At 58.7% G+C, this 18033-nt stretch carries 15 protein-coding genes; 10 read left to right on the top strand and 5 right to left on the bottom strand.

All coding sequences use genetic code 11. The annotated features are described in order from the left end of the window. Nucleotides 1-18: 18 nt before the first annotated feature. Together cysS and CQ009_RS03610 are read left to right on the top strand one after the other, a co-directional pair. Entirely contained in the window at nt 19-1401 is a 1383-nt protein-coding gene (gene cysS / locus CQ009_RS03600) for a cysteine--tRNA ligase (RefSeq protein ID WP_007912474.1), read from the top strand. A gap of 467 nt (nt 1402-1868) precedes the next feature. Further along, complete coding sequence (locus tag CQ009_RS03610) at nt 1869-3086, top strand: MFS transporter (protein ID WP_105704892.1); 1218 nt, start codon at nt 1869-1871, stop codon at nt 3084-3086. A gap of 291 nt (nt 3087-3377) precedes the next feature. Here CQ009_RS03610 and CQ009_RS03615 read toward each other — a convergent pair whose 3' ends face one another. Further along, nucleotides 3378-5216: a sigma-54-dependent Fis family transcriptional regulator gene (locus CQ009_RS03615; RefSeq protein WP_105704893.1), complete on the bottom strand. Its 1839-nt coding sequence runs from the start codon at nt 5214-5216 to the stop codon at nt 3378-3380. Nucleotides 5217-5596: 380 nt separating this feature from the next. Here CQ009_RS03615 and CQ009_RS03620 point away from each other — a divergent pair, with 380 nt between their 5' ends. The 6 genes from CQ009_RS03620 to CQ009_RS03645 are packed head-to-tail and all read left to right on the top strand — an operon-like array spanning nt 5597 to nt 11546. Continuing rightward, nucleotides 5597-6691, top strand: coding sequence for an ABC transporter ATP-binding protein (locus tag CQ009_RS03620; RefSeq protein WP_105704894.1), 1095 nt, complete (start codon nt 5597-5599; stop codon nt 6689-6691). Further along, complete coding sequence (locus CQ009_RS03625; RefSeq protein WP_105704895.1) at nt 6691-7800, top strand: ABC transporter ATP-binding protein; 1110 nt, start codon at nt 6691-6693, stop codon at nt 7798-7800. The genes CQ009_RS03620 and CQ009_RS03625 overlap by 1 nt, the downstream gene beginning before the upstream one ends. Beyond that, on the top strand, nt 7797-8663 hold the full coding sequence (locus CQ009_RS03630; RefSeq protein ID WP_007912484.1) for a carbohydrate ABC transporter permease: 867 nt from the start codon (nt 7797-7799) through the stop codon (nt 8661-8663). Before CQ009_RS03625 ends, CQ009_RS03630 begins: the two co-directional genes overlap by 4 nt. Nucleotides 8664-8672: 9 nt before the next feature. Continuing rightward, the gene (locus CQ009_RS03635) at nt 8673-9473 is read left to right on the top strand and encodes a carbohydrate ABC transporter permease (RefSeq protein ID WP_090284391.1); all 801 of its coding nucleotides are present in this window, start codon (nt 8673-8675) and stop codon (nt 9471-9473) included. Between the two features lie 10 nt (nt 9474-9483). Next, nucleotides 9484-9756 (top strand): DUF2160 domain-containing protein, encoded by a 273-nt coding sequence (locus CQ009_RS03640; protein ID WP_007912485.1) that lies wholly within the window; start codon nt 9484-9486, stop codon nt 9754-9756. Between the two features lie 47 nt (nt 9757-9803). Next, complete coding sequence (locus CQ009_RS03645; protein ID WP_064389298.1) at nt 9804-11546, top strand: ABC transporter substrate-binding protein; 1743 nt, start codon at nt 9804-9806, stop codon at nt 11544-11546. Between the two features lie 356 nt (nt 11547-11902). On the opposite strand, the gene CQ009_RS03650 is transcribed toward CQ009_RS03645, so the two are convergent. The 4 genes from CQ009_RS03650 to CQ009_RS03670 all read right to left on the bottom strand — a co-directional run bounded on the left by CQ009_RS03650 (nt 11903) and on the right by CQ009_RS03670 (nt 14949). After that, nucleotides 11903-12280, bottom strand: a complete 378-nt coding sequence (locus tag CQ009_RS03650) for a type II toxin-antitoxin system VapC family toxin (protein ID WP_064389299.1) — start codon at nt 12278-12280, stop codon at nt 11903-11905. Next, on the bottom strand, nt 12277-12615 hold the full coding sequence (locus CQ009_RS03655) for a type II toxin-antitoxin system Phd/YefM family antitoxin (RefSeq protein WP_224789363.1): 339 nt from the start codon (nt 12613-12615) through the stop codon (nt 12277-12279). Before CQ009_RS03655 ends, CQ009_RS03650 begins: the two co-directional genes overlap by 4 nt. A gap of 256 nt (nt 12616-12871) precedes the next feature. Then, nucleotides 12872-14278: a heavy metal sensor histidine kinase gene (locus CQ009_RS03665; RefSeq protein WP_105704897.1), complete on the bottom strand. Its 1407-nt coding sequence runs from the start codon at nt 14276-14278 to the stop codon at nt 12872-12874. Then, the gene (locus tag CQ009_RS03670; RefSeq protein WP_105704898.1) at nt 14275-14949 is read right to left on the bottom strand and encodes a heavy metal response regulator transcription factor; all 675 of its coding nucleotides are present in this window, start codon (nt 14947-14949) and stop codon (nt 14275-14277) included. The genes CQ009_RS03665 and CQ009_RS03670 overlap by 4 nt, the downstream gene beginning before the upstream one ends. A 593-nt stretch (nt 14950-15542) precedes the next feature. Here CQ009_RS03670 and CQ009_RS03675 point away from each other — a divergent pair. After that, nucleotides 15543-16790 (top strand): TolC family protein, encoded by a 1248-nt coding sequence (locus CQ009_RS03675; protein WP_105704899.1) that lies wholly within the window; start codon nt 15543-15545, stop codon nt 16788-16790. Nucleotides 16791-16839: 49 nt separating this feature from the next. After that, the gene (locus tag CQ009_RS03680) at nt 16840-18027 is read left to right on the top strand and encodes an efflux RND transporter periplasmic adaptor subunit (protein ID WP_064389303.1); all 1188 of its coding nucleotides are present in this window, start codon (nt 16840-16842) and stop codon (nt 18025-18027) included. The last annotated feature ends 6 nt before the right edge of the window (nt 18028-18033 follow it).

Genomic DNA, 18033 nt, shown 5'->3' on the forward strand with positions numbered 1-18033 from the left:
AGCGTCAAAGGAAATAACGTGCTTACGATCTACAACACGCTCACCAAGAGCAAAGAAGTCTTCAAGCCGCTGGATGGCAACAAGGTGCGCATGTACGTCTGCGGGATGACCGTGTACGACTACTGCCACCTTGGCCACGGCCGCAGCATGGTCGCGTTCGACCTGGTGACCCGCTGGTTGCGGTTCAGCGGTTACGACCTGACCTACGTGCGCAACATCACCGACATCGATGACAAAATCATCAACCGCGCCAATGAGAACGGTGAATCGTTCGAAGCGTTGACCGAGCGCATGATCGCCGCGATGCACGAAGACGAAGCGCGCCTGAACATCAAGAAGCCGGACATGGAACCGCGCGCCACGGATCACATTCCGGGCATGCACGCGATGATCCAGACCTTGATCGACAAGGGTTACGCCTACGCCCCGGGCAACGGTGACGTGTACTACCGCGTCGCCAAGTTCATGGGCTACGGCAAGCTGTCGCGCAAGAAAATCGAAGACCTGCGCATCGGCGCCCGCATCGAAGTCGACGAGTCGAAACAGGACCCGCTCGACTTCGTGCTGTGGAAAGCCGCCAAGCCGGGCGAGCCGAGCTGGGAATCGCCGTGGGGCGCCGGGCGTCCGGGCTGGCACATCGAGTGCTCGGTGATGTCCACCTGCTGCCTGGGCGAGACTTTCGACATTCACGGTGGCGGCAGCGACCTCGAGTTCCCGCACCACGAAAACGAAATCGCCCAGAGCGAAGCGGCCACCGGCAAGACCTACGCCAACGCGTGGATGCATTGCGGCATGATTCGCATCAATGGCGAGAAGATGTCCAAGTCCTTGAACAACTTCTTCACCATCCGCGACGTGCTGGAAAAGTACCACCCGGAAGTCGTGCGCTACCTGCTGGTGTCGAGCCACTACCGCAGCGCCATCAACTACTCGGAAGACAACCTCAAGGACGCCAAAGGCGCTCTGGAGCGTTTCTACCACGCGTTGAAAGGCCTGCCGACCGTGGCGCCTGCTGGCGGCGAAGCGTTTGTTGAACGTTTCACTGCGGTAATGAACGACGACTTCGGTACGCCGGAAGCCTGTGCCGTGCTGTTCGAGATGGTGCGTGAGATCAACCGTCTGCGTGAGAGCGATCTCGATGCGGCGGCGGGTCTGGCGGCGCGTCTGAAAGAGCTGGCGAGCGTGTTGGGTGTGTTGCAGCTCGAAGCAGATGACTTTTTGCAGGCGGGCGCTGAAGGGCGTGTCGATGCGGCTGAAGTTGATGCGCTGATTGCGGCGCGTCTGGCGGCTCGGGCGGGTAAGGATTGGGCTGAGTCCGATCGGATTCGTGATCAGCTGACGGCGATGGGTGTTGTGCTGGAAGACGGCAAGGGTGGGACTACCTGGCGTCTGGCTGACTGATAGCTGTGTTTAGCTGATGATCGTTCCCACGCTCTGCGTGGGAACGCCTCCTCGGACGCTCCGCGTTCGGTTTTGCAGGGACGCAGAGCGTCCCGGGCTGCATTCCCACGCGGAGCGTGGGAACGATCAGAACAAAACCCGCCTAGTGCGGGTTTTTGTTTGGCCGCGAAAAAAGCCCCTCACCCTAGCCCTCCCGAAACGTCGGACCGCCCGGAGGGAGAGGGGACTGATTGGGGGATGTTCAGGAAATACGCCGACTTGAAGGTGCTGCTTTGAATCCATAATCAACTGGTTTTTTCAGGTCGATGCACAACGCCAGACTACTCGGTCGACTCCCTCTCCCTCCGGGCGGTCCGACGTTTCGGGAGGGCTGGGGTGAGGGTTGCTTTTGACGTTCGCGTAGGTCTAGATGTCGGCAACGCGTTCAGCCGGATGCTGAGCGGTGACGATCATGTAAGGGAAACCCAATGGCTAATCACTATCGCGAACTGCTAACGACCCCCGGCGCCACCGGGCTAGTGCTCGCGAGTTCCATCGCCCGATTGCCTCAGGCAATGATCGGCATCGGCATCATCACCATGCTCGTGCAGCAAACGGGTGTTTATTGGCTGGCCGGTACCGTCGCCGGTACCTTCACCCTGTGCAACGCGCTGCTCGGCCCGCACATCTCGAAACTGGTAGACCAGCATGGCCAGAGCCGCGTGCTGCCCATCGTCACGGCGTTCAGCATTGTCATGTTGCTGGCACTGATCATCGCCGTTTATTTGCGCGCGCCAGCCGCACTGCTGTTTGTGCTGGCGGCACTGGCGGGGACGATGCCGAGCATGCCGTCGATGATCCGCGCGCGATGGTCGCAATTGTTCCGGGGCAAGCCGCAGCTGCACACGGCGTTTTCGCTGGACACGGTCCTCACCGAAATGGCCTACATCGTCGGTCCGCCGCTGGCGATCGGTTTGAGCGTGAGCTTTTTCGCTGAAGCCGGGCCATTGGTCGCGGTCGGATTGCTGGCCGTCGGGGTGACGGCGTTTCTCTTGCAACGGCAGACTGAACCCAAGGTTGTCGTGGGCCACGCTAGCCATAGTGGCTCGACCTTGCTGATCCCCGGCGTTCGCACCATTTTTCTGGCGCTGTTGGCGATGGGGGTTATCGGCGGAGCAATCGATGTCGCCGTTGTGGCCTTCGCCAATGCGCAGGGCTGGCCAGCCTCCGCAACCTTCATCCTCGCAGCCTATGCGTTTGGTTCATTGGTGGCGGGCCTGACGTTTGGTGCGATGAGGGTTTCGCTGGCGATCGAAAAACAGTTTCTGATCGGGATATTGGTCACGGCGTTCACCGGTGTGCTGCCGGTTTTTGCGACGGATGTTTATGTGCTGACCGCGGCGCTGTTTATCGCCGGCATCTCGTTTGCGCCGACGATGGTCGTGGTCATGAAAATGGGGACGATCATTATTCCTCCTTCGCGGATCACGGAAGGACTAACGTGGATGACTACCGGTATCAGCGTGGGTGTTGCACTCGGCGGCATGCTGGCGGGGATGGTGATTGATGCCTTTGGCGCGCGCGCGGGATTTGCGGTGGCTATTGGTGCAGGTTTAATGATGGTGGTGGTTGTGCTGGTGGGGTTGCGCACATTGGAGGCGGCTTCGGCTGTGCATGTTGAGCCGGAATTTTCGCCCTCACCCTAACCCTCTCCCGCAGGAGAGGGGACTGAATGGGGGATGCTCACGAGATACGCCGACCTGAGCGCTTTGCGCCGAATCCATAATTGCCACGATGTTTCAGGTCGATGTCCAACGCCATCTCGGTCCCCCAAGAGAGGGGACCGATTGGGGGATGTTCACGAGAAACGCCGACCTGAACGTGCTGTGCCGAATCCATAATCAACCCGGTCTCTCAGGTCGATGTACCCCGCCAGACACCTCGGTCGGCTCCCTCTCCTGGGGGAGAGGGCTGGGGTGAGGGGAAGGGCGGTTCACTCAACCTTCAATCTGACGCAACCGCTTATAAAGCGTATTCCGACTCACCCCCAACCGCCGCGCCAGATGCGAAATATTCCCTCCGGAAGCCTTCAGCTCCCGATTCAAAGCCTCCACATCATTCAGATCAACCCCCAACGGCACCGCGCTCTCAACCGGCTCCATCTCCAGATCAACAAAAAAATCATCAGGCAAATGCTCCAGCCTCACCGGCTGCTCCTCAGCCATCGCCAACGCCACCTGCATCACGCTACTGACCTGACGCAAATTCCCCGGCCACGGATGCCGATCGAACAATTCCAACACTTCCTGACTCAATCCCGCCCACTGCGTCGGCTCACGATGCTGTTCCCACAGCCGTTTAAACAACGCCTCCTTATCACTGCGCTCGCGCAGCGGCGGCAGTTCCAGGGTCAAACCACCAATGCGGTAATACAAATCCTCACGAAACCGCCCCAGTTGCACTTGTTCACGCAGCGAGCGGTTAGTCGCCGAGATAATCCGCAGATCCACCGCAAACAACTCGCTACTGCCCACCGGTTGCACGCAACGTTCCTGCAACACCCGCAACAATCGCGCCTGCGTCGGCAGCGGCATGTCGCCGATTTCATCAAGGAACAGCGTGCCTTTATCCGCCTTGCGAATCAGGCCGATGCTGCCTTTCTGGTTGGCGCCGGTGAACGCGCCTTTCTCGTAGCCAAATAACTCGGACTCAACCAGTTCGGCGGGGATCGCTGCGCAGTTGACGGCGATAAATGCCTGTTTGCTACGCGAGCTGGCTTGGTGCAGAGCTTTGACGAAGACCTCTTTGCCGACCCCGGTTTCGCCATGGATCAGCAGCGGAATGTCTTTCTCCAGCAAACGCTCAGCCTGACGCACGGCTTTTTCCACGCGGCTGTCGCCGAAGTGCAGGGTGTTGAGACTGATGGCGGTGGGCGCAACGTTTTTGGGTTCATCAGCAAAAACGCGCGGTTGAATCGACGCCTGCTTCGGCCGCTTCAACAAACATTGAAAACGGTTACGCCCGGAGGTCTGCAAGGCAAACGGCAAGCCGTCCGGCTGATTGATCAACTCCAATAACGACACTTTGAACAGGCTCTCAACGCTGACCCGCGACAAACGCACGCCGAGCAGATTATCGGCACGGCGATTGGCCGACAGCACTTGACCGCTCTCATCAAAGATCAACAACCCGGCCCACTGACTGTCGAGGTTGTTCAACCCGGTGTTGAAGGTCAGTTGAAAATGCTGGCCATGGAACAGATTGAGGATCAGCCGGTTCTCCACGGTCTGGCTCATCATCTTGACCATGCCCAGGGTGTGCGAGGGCGGTAGGTAGCTGTCGCTGGACACGTCGAGCACCGCAATGACCTTGCGCTCGGCGTCGAAAATCGGCGCGGCGGAACCGGTCATGAAGCGGTTGGCCTTGAGAAAGTGTTCATCGTGTTCGATATGCACCGCTTGCTCGCAGGCCAGCGCCGTGCCGATCGCGTTGGTGCCACTGGTGCGCTCCACCCAACTCGCCCCGGCCTGAAAACCCCGCGCCAGATTCGGCTCGATAAAGCGTTGCGTGCCCCACGAGGTCAGAACCTGGCCCTGATTGTCGGCGAGCATGATCAGGCAGTTGGAATTACTGAGGATGTTTTCGTAATAGGGCAGGACTTCCTGATGCGTGGTCTGCACCAGCGAGTGATGGCTGTCGAGCAACTGCGCAATGCCGGCGGCAGGTAATTGATCGAAGGCCGGCGTGCTTTGGTGGTCGAGACCGAACGCGCGGCAACGTTGCCAGGATGTCTGGACGATCGCGTCGTGGGACAGCGGCGGGGCAGGTGCGGCCATGGCAGTGGGCCTCTGATGCAGCGATTTTTATTGTTGTTATGAACCCGATCTTCGAAACCTGCACAGATCCCTGTAGGAGTGAGCCTGCTCGCGATAGCGGTCTATCAGACGGATTTGCATTGACTGACACACCGCTATCGCGAGCAGGCTCACTCCTACAGGGATCTTCCGTGTTTACGAGATCGGGCAAAAAGCGTTCATAGAGTGTTGTTCACTATTGTTCATTGTCAATCGCCCAACTGTTCAAATGTGTTCAGCAATGAATGCTCAATCCCCACGCTTTCAACGATTTTCACGCCAAATCAACCACTTGCCATTTCTGGCACGAAACTCGCTCCCGTGCACAGGTCGCTTGACTCCAATAATAAAAAGGCCGAGCCATGTCACTCACCCTGGAGCACGTCAGCCGTACCGTCGAGGGCCAGACCTGGATCGACGATGCGTGCCTGAAATTCGAACCCGGTTCGTTCAACGTTTTGCTCGGCCGCACGCTGTCCGGCAAGACCAGCCTCATGCGTTTAATGGCCGGGCTCGATAAGCCTGACAGCGGCCGCATCCTGATGAACGGCGTCGACGTCACCCAACGCCCGGTACGCTTGCGCAACGTGTCGATGGTTTATCAGCAGTTCATCAATTACCCGACCATGACCGTGTTCGAGAACATCGCCTCGCCGCTGCGCCAGGCCGGTGTGCCCAAAGAGATCATCCACAGCAAAGTGCAGGAAACCGCGAAGATGCTGCGCATCGAGAAGTTTCTGCAGCGCTATCCGCTGGAACTGTCCGGCGGTCAACAGCAACGCACGGCCATGGCCCGTGCGCTGGTCAAGGACGCCGAGCTGATCCTCTTCGATGAGCCGCTGGTCAACCTCGACTACAAACTGCGCGAAGAACTGCGTCAGGAAATGCGCGAGCTGTTCAAGGCGCGCCACACCATTGCGATTTACGCCACCACCGAGCCCAACGAAGCGTTGGCGCTGGGCGGCACTACGACGATTCTTCACGAAGGCCGGGTGATTCAGAGCGGCCCGTCGACCTCGGTGTATCACCAGCCGCAAACCGTACTCGCTGCCGAATTGTTTTCCGAACCACCGATCAATTTGATGCCCGGCCGGATCGCCGGCAACGAAGTGAGTTTTGCCAACTTCGTACACTTCCCGTTGAACGTCGATCTGCGCCCGGTGGGCGAGGGCGAGTTCCGTTTTGGCGTGCGGCCCAGCCACATCTCGCTGGTGCCGAGCAACGATGACGACCTCGAGCTGGCGGTCACCGTCGAAGTCGCCGAGATCAGCGGTTCGGAAACCTTCCTGCACGTGCGCAACGAACATTTCCTGCTGGTGCTGCACCTGCCCGGCGTTCACGAATACGACGTCGATGCGCCGATCCGCATTTACATCCCGACCCACAAACTGTTCGTTTTCGATGCGCAGGGCCGTCTGGTGCAAGCACCGGGCCGGCGTGTCGCGAGGGTTGCCTGATGGCCGAAATCCGTTTGCAGCACCTCGCCCACAGCTACAGCAAGACCCCGAGCGGCGCCGAGGATTACGCGATTCGCGAGATGGATCACGTCTGGGAGCAGGGCGGTGCCTACGCCTTGCTCGGGCCGTCGGGTTGCGGCAAGTCGACTTTGCTCAACATCATTTCCGGCCTGCTCAGCCCCTCGCAGGGCCACGTGTTGTTCGACGGCAAAGCGGTCAACGACCTGACGCCGGAGAAGCGCAACATCGCTCAGGTTTTCCAGTTTCCGGTGGTCTACGACACCATGACCGTGTTCGATAACCTCGCCTTCCCCCTGCGCAATCAGGGCATGGCCGAGGCGAAAGTGCACAGCAAGGTGCAGGAAATTGCCGAAGTCCTCGACCTGCAAAACCTCCTCAGCAAAAAGGCGCGCAACCTCACCGCCGACGAAAAACAGAAAGTCTCCATGGGCCGTGGTCTGGTGCGTGATGACGTTTCAGCGATCCTCTTCGATGAACCGCTGACAGTGATCGACCCGCACCTGAAGTGGAAACTGCGGCGCAAGCTCAAGCAGATCCACGAGCAGTTCAACATCACCATGGTCTACGTCACCCACGATCAACTGGAGGCCTCGACCTTCGCCGACAAGATCGCGGTGATGTACGGCGGCCAGATTGTGCAGTTCGGCACGCCACGGGAATTGTTCGAACGGCCGAGCCACACCTTTGTCGGCTATTTCATCGGCAGCCCGGGTATGAATCTGATCGAAGTGCAACCGCAGCCCGGTGGCGTCGGTTTTGCCTCGACGCACCTGCCGTTGTCCGACGCCATGCAGCGCCATATCGAACACGGTCAGTGGAAAAATCTGAAGGTCGGCATCCGCCCGGAGTTTATTCATGTCTGGGACGAGCCGTTTGATGACGCGATGCAGGCAAACGTCGTACACGTCGAAGACCTCGGCACCTACAAGATCATGACCCTCGACCTCGACGGCGCGCCGTTGAAAGTGCGTCTGGCCGAAGACAAACCGGTGCCCCAAGGCACGGCGTACATCAGTTTTCCGGCGCAGTGGCTGATGGTCTATGCCGATGAGTTTTTGCTCGAAGCCGATGAAGAGGTGCAGCCATGAACAAGGTGCAGAACAACAAAGCCTGGTGGCTGGTGTTGCCGGTGTTCCTGCTGGTGGCGTTCAGTGCGGTGATCCCGATGATGACCGTGGTCAACTATTCGGTGCAGGACATCTTCGACCAGTCCAGCCGCTACTTCGTCGGCGCTGACTGGTACAAACAAGTGCTGCTCGATCCGCGTCTGCACGACTCGTTGCTGCGCCAGTTCATCTACTCCGCGTGTGTGTTGCTGATCGAAATTCCGCTGGGCATTGCCGTTGCGCTGACCATGCCGACCAAGGGTCGCTGGTCATCAGTCGTGCTGATCATTCTGGCGATTCCGCTGCTGATCCCGTGGAACGTGGTCGGCACCATCTGGCAGATCTTCGGCCGTGCCGACATCGGTCTGCTCGGTTCCAGCCTCAACGCGATGGGCATCAGCTACAACTACGCGGCCAACACCATGGACGCCTGGGTGACGGTGCTGGTGATGGACGTCTGGCACTGGACTTCATTGGTGGCGTTGTTGTGCTTCTCCGGTTTGCGCGCGATTCCCGATGTGTATTACCAAGCGGCGCGCATCGATCGAGCCTCAGCCTGGGCGGTGTTCAGGCACATTCAGTTGCCGAAGTTGAAGAGCGTGCTGCTGATCGCGGTGATGCTGCGCTTCATGGACAGTTTCATGATCTACACCGAGCCGTTCGTGCTCACCGGCGGCGGGCCGGGTAACGCCACGACCTTCTTGAGTCAGACGTTGACCCAGATGGCCGTAGGGCAATTCGACCTCGGTCCGGCAGCGGCGTTTTCGCTGGTGTACTTCCTGATCATCCTGTTGGTGTCCTGGCTGTTCTACACCGCCATGACGCACTCCGACGCCAACCGCTGAGGCCCGGCCATGAGCAAAAGAAAGCTTATTCCGTTGCTGGTGTACATCCTGTTCCTGCTGGTGCCGATCTACTGGCTGCTGAACATGTCGTTCAAGAGCAACACCGAAATCCTCGGCGGCCTGACGCTTTTCCCACAGGCGTTCACGCTGGCGAACTACAAGGTGATCTTCACTGATCCGAGCTGGTACACCGGTTATCTGAACTCGCTGTATTACGTGAGTTTGAACACGGTGATCTCGCTGAGCGTGGCGCTGCCAGCGGCGTATGCGTTTTCGCGCTACCGTTTTCTCGGCGACAAGCACCTGTTCTTCTGGCTGCTGACTAACCGCATGGCGCCACCGGCGGTGTTTCTGCTGCCGTTCTTTCAGCTGTATTCGTCGATTGGTCTGTTCGATACGCACATCGCCGTGGCCTTGGCGCATTGCCTGTTTAACGTGCCTTTGGCGGTGTGGATTCTCGAAGGTTTCATGTCTGGGGTTCCCAAAGAAATTGACGAAACCGCCTACATCGACGGCTACAGTTTCCCCAAGTTCTTCGTGAAGATTTTCATCCCGCTGATAGGCTCCGGCATCGGTGTCACGGCGTTTTTCTGCTTCATGTTTTCCTGGGTCGAACTGCTGCTCGCACGCACGTTGACCTCGGTCAACGCCAAGCCGATTGCGGCAGTGATGACGCGCACGGTGTCCGCTTCGGGTATCGACTGGGGCGTGCTGGCAGCGGCGGGGGTGTTGACCATTCTGCCGGGCATGCTGGTGATCTGGTTTGTGCGCAACCACGTGGCCAAGGGCTTTGCCCTCGGTCGAGTCTGAGGAGCTGATGATGGAATGGATGAGCTGGACGACACCTACCGCAGCATTCTTCATCGTCATCGGCCTGATTCTGGTCGGCATGACGACGTGGGAACTGCGCTCGCCGAGCATCTTGCGGCGAGGTTTTCTGCCGATTGCCACCACCCGTGGCGATCGCTTGTTTATCGGTCTTCTCGGCAGCGCCTACCTGCATTTGCTGGTGATCGGCGCCACCGACTGGAGCATCTGGGTGGCGTCCGCGTTGTCCCTGGTGTGGCTGTTGGCTGTGATGCGTTGGGGCTAGTCGAGTCGTTCGGCAACGCGGCTCCACAACTTAAACAGGAGGTCTCTATGTTCGACAAAAACAATAAGCTGCGACATAGCATTTCATTGGCAGCCATGCTGGCACTCAGCGGTTTGAGCGCATCCGCCTGGGCCGATGCCTACGAGGACGCGGCGAAAAAATGGATCGGCAGTGAATTCAAACCGTCGACCCTGACGGCCGAGCAGCAACTCGAAGAACTGAAGTGGTTCATCAAGGCGGCCGAGCCGTTTCGCGGCATGGACATCAAGGTCGTCTCCGAAACCCTGACCACCCACGAATACGAGTCGAAAGTGCTGGCCAAGGCCTTTAGCGAAATCACCGGGATCAAGCTCACCCACGACCTGCTGCAAGAAGGCGACGTGGTTGAGAAAATGCAGACGGTGATGCAGTCCGACAAGAACATCTATGACGGCTGGGTCAACGACTCGGATCTGATCGGCACGCACTTTCGCTACGGCAAGACCGAATCGATCACTGATCTGATGGCCAACGAGGGCAAGAACTTCACTTCGCCGACCCTCGACATCAAGGACTTCATCGGCATCTCGTTCACCACCGCGCCGGACGGCAAGATCTATCAACTGCCCGACCAGCAATTCGCCAACCTCTACTGGTTCCGCGCCGACTGGTTCGAGCGTGCCGATCTGAAAGCCAAGTTCAAGGAAAAGTACGGCTACGAATTGGGCGTGCCGGTGAACTGGTCGGCCTATGAAGACATCGCCAAATTCTTCAGCGAAGACGTCAAGGAAATCGACGGCAAACGCGTTTATGGGCACATGGATTACGGCAAGAAAGACCCGTCGCTGGGCTGGCGTTTCACCGATGCCTGGTTCTCCATGGCCGGTGGCGGCGACAAAGGCATTCCCAACGGCTTGCCGGTGGACGAGTGGGGGATTCGTGTCGAGGACTGCCACCCGGTCGGCTCCAGCGTAACCCGTGGCGGCGACACCAACGGCCCGGCAGCGGTGTTTGCCACCACCAAGTATGTCGACTGGCTGAAGAAGTACGCGCCACCGGAAGCGGCGGGCATGACCTTTTCCGAATCCGGCCCGGTGCCGTCCCAGGGCAATATCGCTCAGCAGATTTTCTGGTACACCGCCTTCACCGCCGACATGACCAAACCGGGCCTGCCGGTGGTCAACGCCGACGGCACACCGAAATGGCGCATGGCGCCGTCGCCGCGCGGGCCGTATTGGGAGGAGGGTATGAAGCTTGGGTATCAGGACGTGGGTTCGTGGACGTTCATGAAATCCACGCCTGAAAAACAGAAACTGGCGGCGTGGCTGTATGCCCAGTTTGTGACCTCGAAAACCGTGTCGCTGAAGAAAACCATCGTCGGCCTGACGCCGATTCGCGAGTCGGACATCAACTCGCAAGCGATGACCGATCTGGCGCCGAAGCTCGGTGGCCTGGTCGAGTTCTACCGCAGCCCGGCCCGCGTGCAATGGACCCCGACCGGCACCAACGTGCCGGACTATCCGCGTCTGGCACAACTGTGGTGGAGCCACATCGCCGAAGCGGCCAGTGGCGAGAAGACCCCGCAACAGGCGCTCGATGGTCTGGCCAAGGATCAGGACGCGATCATGACGCGTCTGGAACGCTCCAAGGCTCAGGCCGTTTGCGCACCGAAGATGAACCCGGAACGCGATGCCCAGTACTGGTTTGATCAGCCAGGAGCCCCGAAACCGAAACTGGCCAACGAGAAGCCGAAGGGCGAGACCGTGAGCTACAACGAGTTGCTGAAATCCTGGGCGGATGCGCGTAAGTAAAAGCTGAAATGTGAAAGGCGAACGGCACCGCAAGGTGCCGTTTTCTTTGCTGCCTGATCTACCGCAATCGCGAGCAGGCTCACTCCTACAGGGGGCTGAGGCGTACGCATCATCTGTGAACGACACAAAAACCTGTAGGAGTGAGCCTGCTCGCGATAGCGGTGTGTCAGATAACAAAGATATCGAGTGACCCACCGCCATCGCTGGCAAGCCAGACTCCCACGGGTTTCTGTGAGTGCACAAAACTCTGCGTACACTGCAAATTACTTTGGGAGCTGCGGTTCGACGATTCGACTTGCCAGCGATGGCGGCCTGGCAGCCAACATTGATGTGTGCCGGTACTGGATGTGTCTTGATCAGACCAGAACAGCCAGATCGGTGTAACGGGCAACCAAAGCATCAGCCGTGAGCAACTTCATCGGTTCAGTCATTGCCGTGGCCACGATAATGCGGTCAAACGGATCGCGATGATGGTGCTCAAGATCCTTCACGGCAATGGCGTGCTCTGCAGTCACTGGCAGTTCAATAAAGCCACTGTCGAGACAATATTGGCGGATTTCTTCCAGATCAACATTCAGCTTGCCGAGCCCGACCTTGATCGCCATTTCCCAGAAGGTGGCGGCGCTGATGTAGATTTCGGCGGCGTTCTCAATCAATTTTCTGGCTTTGCCGGACAGTCTGGCGTCATCACTGAGCGTCCAGAGCAAAATGTGCGTGTCGAGCAGAAGCCTCATGCTTGAGTACCCTCAAATGCATCAAGCATGTCATCGGGCAATGGTGAGTCGAAATCGTCGGGCAACACCAGTTTGCCCTTCATTGCGCCAATACGCTGAGCGCTGGGTTTTCCTACGGGAACGAGGCGAGCCATCGCCCGCCCATGCTTGGCAATCGTGATGACTTGGCCAGCAGCGGCATCATCGACGAGTTTGGATAGATTGTTTTTGGCTTCAGCCAGCGGAACGATGATCATCAGCTCACCCCTGTATTCTGGACAAATATAGCCAGAATATTTCAACGCTGCCAAACCATAGACTTCTTCAGCCCATTCGCAAACGATATCCCTGTTCATTTTTAGCCTCTCGTCGGTATTCCATCTGCCAAGGCCTCCACCATAGAGCTATCTACTCAAAACTGGCTGTAGGACAAAACGGAGGTTGCGGCGAGAGCTTTCGGTGTTTGTGTGGGGACGGGAGCAAATCGTTAAAAAATCGTACAAAAATGACGACCGACACGATGTCCGAAAATCGATGTAGGAGCTGCCGCAGGCTGCGATCTTTTGATCTTGATTTAAAACAAGAGCAAAAGATCGCAGCCTGCGGCAGCTCCTACAGGGATGATTCGGGGGTGGGGAAGCCCAATCGGAACACCGTCATCACCCCCGGCAAGCTCTTAACCTCCGCCACACCCTGATGCAGGCTCATGATCGAGCGCACGATGGCCAAACCCAACCCGGTGCTGCCCTGCGAACGTGAGCGGCTGCTGTCGACGCGGTAGAAGCGGTCGAACAGATGTGGCAGGTGTTGCGCCTCGATCCCGACGCCGGGGTTGCTGACCAGCAGGGAGGCCTGGGTCGCACCTTGTTCGATCAGCAATGTCACGGTTTTCCCGTTCGGGCAGTGGCGCAGCGCATTGGACAGCAGATTGGAAATCGCCCGCTGAATCATCAGCCGATCCCCCAGAACCGATGCGCTGCCGAGCACATTCAAATGAATCTGCTTATCCTGCGCCGACAACGAAAACATCTCGGCCACCTTCGCCACTTCAACCTCCAGCGCCACCGGTTCAAACGGCGCTAGCGCCGACGGATGACTGACCTGCGCCAGAAACAACATGTCCGAGACAATCCGCGCGACCCGCTCCAGCTCCTCGGTGCAGGACACCAGCACATCCTTGTATTCCTCAACCGAGCGCTCGCGGGAAAGCGTCACCTGCGCCTTGCCCATCAGATTGTTGATCGGCGTGCGCAACTCATGCGCCAGATCGTCGGAGAACTGCGACAACTGCTGCACCCCGGCATCCAGCCGATGCAGCATGAAGTTGATGCCCCGCGCCAGTTCACTCAACTCCTGCGGCATGTTTACCACGGACAATCGATGGTCCAGATCCTGGGTCGAGACCATCGCAGCCACTTTGCGAAATTCACGCAGCGGCGCGAGCCCACGCTGCACCGCACCCCACGCGGTGAGGCCGATAAACACCAGCAACAGCGGCAAGGCAATCAGTGTCGAGCGCAGATAGGCACTGAGCAAGGCCTGATCGTGGGCGTTGTCCATCGACAGCAGCACCGGCACGCTGCTGCTATCCTTGAGGCGAATCAGCTTCGACACGGTGAGGAATTTCGCTCCCTCAGCATCAATGCTGTCGGAGTAAGCCAATTGATCAGTGGTCGCCCGCACCGCCTTCAATTCAACCCGTGGATCGCTCAAGCCGCTGCCGGACTTGAGCAGCGGCGAACGCAAATTCAAGCGGTCATAAATCGTCAGCGTGAGGTTGTCATGGCCCATCACCTGATCGAGCAGGATGTGCGGTTTACCGCTGATTTCATTGGCGTCTACGTACAGCGACAGGCTGTGCTCAACCTGCGCCATCTTCTTTTCCAGGCTGTCCCGAGACAGCGCATTGAGCTCATGGGTCAAGGCGAAATAGGCGAGGATCGCCAAAAACACCACCAGCAGCGCGCCGAGAATACTCACCGTCAGACCCAGGCGCATCGACAGGCTGGCCGGCTTCATTCCCGTGCCTCCAGCACGTAGCCGACACCGCGCAGGGTGTGGATCAGTTTGCTGTCGAACGGGTCGTCGATCTTCGCTCGCAAGCGGCGTATCGACACCTCGACCACATTGGTGTCGCAATCGAAATTCATGTCCCACACCAGCGAGATAATTTGTGTGCGCGTCAGTACTTCGCCGGACTGGCGCATCAGCAGATGCAGCAGGGCGAACTCCTTGGTGGTCAGGTCGATACGCTGCGCACCACGAAACGCGCGGTGGCGGCCGGGATCGAGTTCCAGATCAGCGACTTTCAGCACCTGCGGCACCGGGATGTTTTCGCTACGGCGCATCAACGTACGCACCCGCGCCAGCAGTTCGGGAAACTCGAATGGCTTGACCAGATAATCGTCGGCGCCGAGATCGAGGCCGCGAATCTTGTCGGCCAGACGCCCTCGCGCAGTCAGCATCATCACCCGCGTGGCATGGGTGCGGCGCAGTTGTTCCAGTACGCCCCAACCGTCCAGTTCGGGAAGGTTCACATCGAGAATAATCAGGTCATAGGTCTGTTGTTGCGCCAGGTGCAAACCATCGGCGCCGGTGGCGGCGTGGTCAACAACATAACCACTTTCGGTCAAACCCTGATGCAAGTATTCGGCAGCTTTAAGCTCGTCCTCGACGACAAGGATTCGCATGATCTATCACCACTTATATTTAATGGGTATTTAATTTAGGTGACTGGGAAATTTATTGTTTTTGTAAGGTCTTCCGGACGTTGTTCAATAACGATAAGAAGCCCCTCACCCTAACCCTCTCCCAGAGGGAGAGGGGACTAAACGAGGGATGCTTCAGAACTGCACCGACGTGGAACATCTTTACGGAATCCATAGTCGACTTGATTTAACAGGTCGATGGAAAGTGTCATACACCTCGGTCGGCTCCCTCTCCCTCTGGGAGAGGGCTGGGGTGAGGGGAGTGCGGACGATAAAGGTTGTAGTGGCTACAGGGTCAACCACCCAGCGCTTTAAAACGCTGCTCTGCGACAGTCGGTCGCAGCACAAACCATAAAATCCCCATCAGTTTGATTCCGGCAAGTGCAATTCAGCAGATAACTACCGTGTTTTTGTTTCGATGTATTTCGATAAAACCATTTGCACTTCGCATCCTAGAGCAAAACAACTTCTGCAAACCGTGGATAACGGATTTGTAATGTTTCAGTCACCTTGTCGATAAGTTCAAAACCCTACCGTGGCGGCATCAAAGGTTCTTCACTAAAGGAAGTCTTCCATTGCCCGGTTTAATTGAACGGACGGCGCGATCACGCCTGCAAAAAGCCGTCAGCGGCATGCTCTTGTTGGCCAGTGCGAGCCTGGCCAGTGCCTCGACCCTGACCCTCGATCAAGCCCTGCAAAGCGCCTTCGCCAGCAACCCGGATTTAGCCGCTGCGCAATGGGAAATCGGCATCGCCGAAGGTGACCGCCAACAGGCCGGCCTGATCCCCAACCCCGAAGTGTCGTGGGAAGCCGAAGACACTCGCCGCGAGTCGCGCACGACCACGGTAATGCTCAGTCAGCCGATCGAACTGGGCGGCAAACGCGGTGCGCGCATTGATGTCGCCAGCCGCGCGCAGGACGCCGCCGGCATCGAATTGGAGCGCAAGCGCAATGCCTTGCGCGCCGATGTAATTCAGGCGTTCAACAGCGCGCAAACCGCGCAACAACGCTTGCAGCTGTCGCGCCAGTCGCTGCAATTGGCCGAGCACGGTTTGCGTGTGGCGCAGGGGCGAATCGAGGCGGGTAAATCGTCGCCGGTCGAAGGCACGCGAGCACAAGTGCAGCTCTCGGAAGTGCGCCTTGAATTGAGCCGCGCCGAACGCGATCAGGCCACCGCGTACCAACAACTGGCGCAGGTCATGGGCGCGCCGTTGCCAACGTCGACGAAGGTGCAGGCGCCCACGCAAAGCATGCCGGCCGTTCCACCACCGACAAGATTGCTCGAGCGTCTGAACGAGACCGCCGAACTGCGTCTGGCCAAGTTGCAGATCGATCAGCGCGAAGCATCGCTGGGCCTGGAAAAGTCCCAGCGCATTCCCGACCTCACCGTGAGCATCGGCAGTCAATACAGCGAAACCGAGCGCGAGCGGGTCAACGTGGTCGGGCTGTCGATGCCGATTCCGTTGTTCAACCGCAATCAGGGCAACGTGCTGGCGGCGGCGCGTCGAACCGATCAGGCGCGGGACTTGCGCAATGCCACCGAACTGCGTTTGCGCACCGAAATCCAGACCAGTCTAGAGCAATGGCAGACCGCCAACGGCGAAGTCACCGCGTTCAACCAGACCATCCTGCCCGCCGCGCAAAGTGCGGTCGACAGCGCCACGCGCGGTTTTGAAATGGGCAAGTTCGGCTTCCTCGATGTACTCGACGCCCAACGCACACTGATCGCCGCGCGCAGCCAGTACATCCAGGCCGTCAGTGAAGCCACCGACGCCCGCGTTCGCATCGAACGGATCTTCGGCGACCTCAGCGTCCGCCCTTGAATTTCACTTTTCAGACAACTGCGCGCAGGTACGGCGCAGAGGAGTTTCCATGGATAAAAAACTGATGGTGGTCGCGGTGGCGACGTTGGCGCTGGGCATTGGTATCGGCTCGCAGTGGTCAGGTAACGCAAGCATCGACGCGCATGCCGACGACGCTTCCGAGCATGCCGATCACGCTGAAGAAGGTGCAGCGGCTGAACATGCCGAAGAAGGGCATATCGAATTGAGTGCCGAGCAGATCACGGCTGCCGGTATTCAACTCGCCGAAGCAAAGGCGCAGAACATCAACCGCGGCCTGCCGTTCCCCGGCGAAGTGCGCTTCGACGAAGACCGCACTGCCCACGTCGTGCCACGCGTGCCGGGCGTGGTCGAGTCGGTGGCAGTCAACCTCGGGCAAACGGTGAAGAAGGGCCAGTTGCTGGCGGTGATCGCCAGTCAGCAGATCTCCGATCAACGCAGCGAGCAAGCCGCCGCGCAACGTCGTTTGGCCTTGGCGCGTACCACTTATGAACGGGAGAAAAAACTCTGGCAGGACAAGATTTCTGCCGAACAGGATTTCCTCCAGGCGCGCCAGGCACTGCAAGAAGCCGAAATCGCCGTGAGCAATGCGCAGCAAAAGATCAGCGTGCTCAGCGGCAGCGTGGTCGCCACTGGCGGCAACCGCTACGAATTGCGCGCACCGTTCGATGGCGTCGTGGTGGAAAAACACCTGACGCCGGGCGAAGTCGTCGATGAATCCACGGCGGCCTTCACGCTCTCGGATTTGTCGCGGGTGTGGGTGACGTTCGGCGTTTCACCAAAGGATCTGAACAAAGTGCAGGTGGGCAAAGCGGTGACCGTCAGCGCCCCGGAATTGAACGCGGAAGTGGTCGGCAGCGTGGCCTATGTCGGCAGTTTGCTCGGCGAGCAAACCCGCACTGCGACCGTTCGCGTCACTCTGGAAAACCCGCAAGGCTCGTGGCGTCCCGGCCTGTTCGTCACTGCGCTGGTCGCCACCGACAGCCGCGAAGCCAAAGTTGCCGTGCCGGAAACCGCGATCCAGACGGTAGAGGACAAACCCACCGTGTTCGTGCGCACCGATGACGGCTTCGAAACACGAACGGTGGCGTTGGGCAGCCGTGCGGACGGCCACGTGGAAATCACCCAAGGGCTGGAACCGGGCGCGCAAGTCGCCAGCGCCGGCAGCTTCGTCCTCAAGTCGGAACTGGGCAAAGCCTCAGCCGAGCACAGTCATTGATTGCGG

Source organism: Pseudomonas sp. MYb2, from assembly GCF_002979955.1.
GTDB lineage: Bacteria > Pseudomonadota > Gammaproteobacteria > Pseudomonadales > Pseudomonadaceae > Aquipseudomonas.

Bases quoted from the DNA above. Each gene is read 5' to 3' on its own strand.
- CQ009_RS03610 (WP_105704892.1), top strand. From the start codon at position 1,869: ATGGCTAATCACTATCGCGAACTGCTAACGACCCCCGGCGCCACCGGG.
- CQ009_RS03615 (WP_105704893.1), bottom strand. From the start codon at position 5,216: ATGGCCGCACCTGCCCCGCCGCTGTCCCACGACGCGATCGTCCAGACA.
- CQ009_RS03620 (WP_105704894.1), top strand. From the start codon at position 5,597: ATGTCACTCACCCTGGAGCACGTCAGCCGTACCGTCGAGGGCCAGACC.
- CQ009_RS03625 (WP_105704895.1), top strand. From the start codon at position 6,691: ATGGCCGAAATCCGTTTGCAGCACCTCGCCCACAGCTACAGCAAGACC.
- CQ009_RS03630 (WP_007912484.1), top strand. From the start codon at position 7,797: ATGAACAAGGTGCAGAACAACAAAGCCTGGTGGCTGGTGTTGCCGGTG.
- CQ009_RS03635 (WP_090284391.1), top strand. From the start codon at position 8,673: ATGAGCAAAAGAAAGCTTATTCCGTTGCTGGTGTACATCCTGTTCCTG.
- CQ009_RS03640 (WP_007912485.1), top strand. From the start codon at position 9,484: ATGGAATGGATGAGCTGGACGACACCTACCGCAGCATTCTTCATCGTC.
- CQ009_RS03645 (WP_064389298.1), top strand. From the start codon at position 9,804: ATGTTCGACAAAAACAATAAGCTGCGACATAGCATTTCATTGGCAGCC.
- CQ009_RS03650 (WP_064389299.1), bottom strand. From the start codon at position 12,280: ATGAGGCTTCTGCTCGACACGCACATTTTGCTCTGGACGCTCAGTGAT.
- CQ009_RS03655 (WP_224789363.1), bottom strand. From the start codon at position 12,615: ATGAACAGGGATATCGTTTGCGAATGGGCTGAAGAAGTCTATGGTTTG.
- CQ009_RS03665 (WP_105704897.1), bottom strand. From the start codon at position 14,278: ATGAAGCCGGCCAGCCTGTCGATGCGCCTGGGTCTGACGGTGAGTATT.
- CQ009_RS03670 (WP_105704898.1), bottom strand. From the start codon at position 14,949: ATGCGAATCCTTGTCGTCGAGGACGAGCTTAAAGCTGCCGAATACTTG.
- CQ009_RS03680 (WP_064389303.1), top strand. From the start codon at position 16,840: ATGGATAAAAAACTGATGGTGGTCGCGGTGGCGACGTTGGCGCTGGGC.